The following is a 3881-nucleotide window of genomic DNA, read 5'->3' as shown; positions in this document are numbered from 1 at the left end:
TAGCGTAGCCCGTAGCACGCCGACCTTGCCCACACAAGCGCAGCGAAGTGTGGGCAAGGGCACGCCCAAAAAAATTACAAAATAAACTATACCTTGTAGCTTACATACTTATTCTAAAACTTGGTAATTTTGCCCCATGATACTATTAGACTTATTGCGATATATCAACCCTGAATATCTGCTCAAAACATACGGCACATTAGTCATATTTTTGATTTTGTTCGTAGAAACGGGCTGCATGGCTTTCTTTTTACCTGGCGACTCCTTGTTAATTACCGCAGGACTTTTTTGCGGTTCAGGTCTTTTAGGGATTGATAATGTTTGGATTTTAATAGCCGCTATCGCAATGACTACCGTAGCAGGTGATAGCCTGGGCTATTTTATAGGAACACGCATCGGTGTGGCACTGTACGATAAAAAAGATACCTGGTACTTCAAGCAAAAATATATCACTCAAACTCGCGAATTTTACGACAAGCACGGCAATAAAGCTATCATCATCGGCAAATTCGCTCCAATTATACGCTCTATTGTACCTGTTTTGGCAGGCGTAGGTGAACTTAAATTCAGGCGCTATATCAGCTACAGCTTAATAGGGGCAATTATATGGTCAACTTCCATGACTTTATTAGGTTACTATCTTTTTGAATTAGCTCAAATGCTCGGCGTAAGCCAAGAAAAAGCCAAAAAGAACCTACACCTCTTTTTACTTGCTGTGATATTTGTTTCACTTATCCCTGCGGCAATAGGCGCCATCAAAGCAAGAAAAAAACAAGATTAAAAAATGTTAAACAAGGTAAAACAAGGTAAAAAAACAGTTTTATTATTAGGTCTTTTTATCTTATTTTCTGCATGCCATCGGCAGAACTTGGAGAAGATACTTAAAGGGACAAACAAAAAAGTTAAATTTGAAATTGCTATGGAATTTTATAACCAAAAAAAATACGATAATGCCATAGCTATTTTAGAAGACTTGTTAGGTATCACAAAAGGCGATACCTTGCAGCGCAGCGTAGCATATTACTACTCGTATGCCCACTATAAAACCAATCGAAGCGAGAATTTCCCCTTAGCTGCCTACTATTTCAGAGATTTTGCCCAAAGTTTCCCCTCTGACCCAAGAGCAGAAGAATGTGCATATATGAGCGCTTACTGCTACTATTTAAGCTCTCCCCGTTATACTCTAGACCAAGAAGGTACTCATAAAGCCATAGAACAAATACAGTACTTTGTAGAAAACTATCCTCAAAGTCCCAGGGTTAAAGATGCTAACGAACTCATTTTTAAGCTAAGAGAAAAATTAGCCTACAAAAAGCTAATGCAAGCTCATTTGTATTTTCGTACCGAATACTACAAGTCTGCAAAAATCACATACGAGGAGATGATAAATTCCTTTCCTGATTCTAAGTACGTAGAAGAAGCACGCGCAGGTATGGTTAGATCTATGTATTTTTATGCCAAAGAAAGTACCTTTGAAAAACAACAAGAGCGTTATTTGAGCATGATTAGTTTATATCAATCTTTTGTAGATAAGCACAAAAATAGCACCTATCTCAAAGAGTTAGAAAGATATTACGAAAGTGCCTTAAATGCTTTAGAGCGTATCAAAAAAGCCCAAGCTTCATTAGAAATTATCCAAAAAGTAAGTACAGCCGAACAAGGACTCAAAAAAGCAGAGCGAAACATGAATCAAATGCGCGATAGCATCAAAATGCTTCGTTCAGGGCAGGAACTGCGAAAAGAATTAGAACGCGCCCGATATCAACAAGACCTTGCTAAGCAACGCCTAAAAGCAGCTAAAAAAGCCCTGAAAAAGAATGTTACTCCTGCTAACCAAACCGAACTTAAAGAAGCCGAAAAAGCTTTGAAAATTGCTCAACAGAACGTTCAAAAAGCAAAACAAAATAAAAAAGACCCTAAACTCAAAAAAGAACAAAAAGCATTAGCTAATAAACTTGCCAAAGAGGAACTACCTCTTTTAGAAAAGAAAGTTGATGAAGCACAAAGAAACCTCAAAGATGCTATTCAAAAAGCCCGAATAGCTAAGCGAGACCTACGCAAAAAAATGAAAAGTAAATCTAAAAAAGAATACTAATCAGACATGAAAACGCTGTCAGAATTGCTGTATAAAGTGCCTATTATTGCCGTAGAAGGAAATGTACATGTTCCTATTAGCAACCTTACTTTTGACTCTCGAAAGGTAGAAACTGGCGACGCCTTTGTAGCTATCATCGGCACTCAAAATGATGGACACAACTACATCCCAGAAGTAATAGACAAAGGTGCAGCCGCAGTTATAGTAGAAAATATGCCCAAAAAACGCCATGAAACAGTTACTTACGTTCAAGTTCAAAACAGCATGCAAGCTTTAGCTATAATGGCTTGTAACTTCTACGATAACCCTTCCGAAACCTTAAAAGTAATAGGAATTACAGGTACTAACGGAAAAACCACTACGGCTACTATACTGTATCAAGCCCTCAATCATTTAGGATATAAAACAGGACTAATTTCTACGGTCAATTACTACGTAGGAGATAAAATTTATCCTGCTACACACACCACTCCCGATGCTATTACGTTGAATAGAATTTTTACAGAAATGCTCCAAGCAGGTTGTGTATATTGCGTAATGGAAGTAAGTTCGCATGCTTTAGCTCTGCACCGTGTAGATGGAATACAATTTACAGGAGGTATTTTTACCAATATCACTCATGACCACTTAGATTTTCACAAAACCTTTGACCACTACCGATATAGCAAAAAAAGGCTTTTTGACATGCTCCCCTCAAAAGCTTTTGCTATATACAATCAAGATGACAAAAATGGGGCTTTTATGGTACAGAACTGTAAAGCGGCTAAAATTAGCTATGCACTTCAAAAAGACGCAGAAGTAAAAGCTAAAATTATAGAAAGCAGTTTTCATGGCTTATTTTTGAATGTAGAAGGATATGAAGTATGGTTTAAGTTGGTTGGCAAGTTCAATGCATACAATCTTACAGCGGCTTATGCAGCGTTATGCCAGCTCCCCTTGCAAATAAATAAAACCGATATCCTAACGGCTTTATCCGTAGTTACAGGGGCGCAAGGAAGGTTTGAAGTTTATACTTCACAAGATAAAAAAATTGGGATTATAGATTATGCGCATACACCCGATGCTTTGGAGAATGTACTTTCTACCATTGCTGACATTAAGTTAGAAGGTCAAAGAGTTATCACTGTAATAGGTTGTGGGGGAAACAGAGATGTACAAAAACGCCCTCAAATGGCTCGCATTGCTTTATTTTACTCTGATATAGTAGTTTTAACTTCGGATAACCCTCGTTTTGAAGACCCCGAAGCTATTTTAGATGACATGGAAAAAGGTATACAAACTCAAGCAGAGCAAAACAAGATTCTTCGCATTGTAGATAGGCGTACAGCCATTCAAACCGCAGTAAAAATAGCTCAACCTAATGACATTATCCTTATTGCAGGAAAGGGGCATGAAACTTACCAAGAAATTAAAGGCATAAAATATCCTTTTGATGATAAAAGAGTGCTACTAGAATGTTTTTCATAAAATTTTCTCATTGATAATGAGCTATTTGTTATTTTGCGGTCAAAATTTGTACTAATCAAATATACTACGTAAAACGAAATTTACTATATTCGCAGTGTATTTATAAGGCATTTGTCAAAAAACTTACTTAAAAGATTGAAGTGCGCTTAAAAACGGTCTTTCTTCATGCAATAGTTGGTTTCATATTTCATATAAGGTTGGTTACGTGCTACGTTTATCGTTAGCACGTTTTTATTTTTTAATTTTTTGGGCGTGCCCTTGCCCATACTTCGCTGCGCTTGTATGGGCAAGGTCGGCGTGCTACGGGCTACGCTAACGC

The 3881-nt window shown here is 37.5% G+C and carries 3 protein-coding genes; all 3 read left to right on the top strand.

Features of this window, described 5'->3' with window-relative positions; genetic code table 11:
* Window positions 1–136 precede the first annotated feature (136 nt).
* From NZ519_12900 to NZ519_12890, 3 genes are read left to right on the top strand one after another with little or no spacing between them, the layout of a single operon-like run.
* Window positions 137–781, top strand: coding sequence for a VTT domain-containing protein (locus NZ519_12900; GenBank protein MCS7029652.1), 645 nt, complete (start codon window positions 137–139; stop codon window positions 779–781).
* Between the two features lie 3 nt (window positions 782–784).
* Entirely contained in the window at window positions 785–2095 is a 1311-nt protein-coding gene (gene bamD / locus NZ519_12895) for an outer membrane protein assembly factor BamD (protein ID MCS7029651.1), read from the top strand.
* 6 nt (window positions 2096–2101) lie between these two features.
* Window positions 2102–3562: a UDP-N-acetylmuramoyl-L-alanyl-D-glutamate--2,6-diaminopimelate ligase gene (locus NZ519_12890; protein ID MCS7029650.1), complete on the top strand. Its 1461-nt coding sequence runs from the start codon at window positions 2102–2104 to the stop codon at window positions 3560–3562.
* The last annotated feature ends 319 nt before the right edge of the window (window positions 3563–3881 follow it).

This window comes from Bacteroidia bacterium, assembly GCA_025056095.1.
GTDB lineage: Bacteria > Bacteroidota > Bacteroidia > JANWVE01 > JANWVE01 > JANWVE01.
This window is presented reverse-complemented; position numbering and strand designations above follow the sequence as displayed.

Excerpts from the sequence above, each read along its gene's own strand:
- NZ519_12900 (MCS7029652.1), top strand. The coding sequence starts at position 137 with ATGATACTATTAGACTTATTGCGATATATCAACCCTGAATATCTGCTC.
- bamD (MCS7029651.1), top strand. The coding sequence starts at position 785 with ATGTTAAACAAGGTAAAACAAGGTAAAAAAACAGTTTTATTATTAGGT.
- NZ519_12890 (MCS7029650.1), top strand. The coding sequence starts at position 2,102 with ATGAAAACGCTGTCAGAATTGCTGTATAAAGTGCCTATTATTGCCGTA.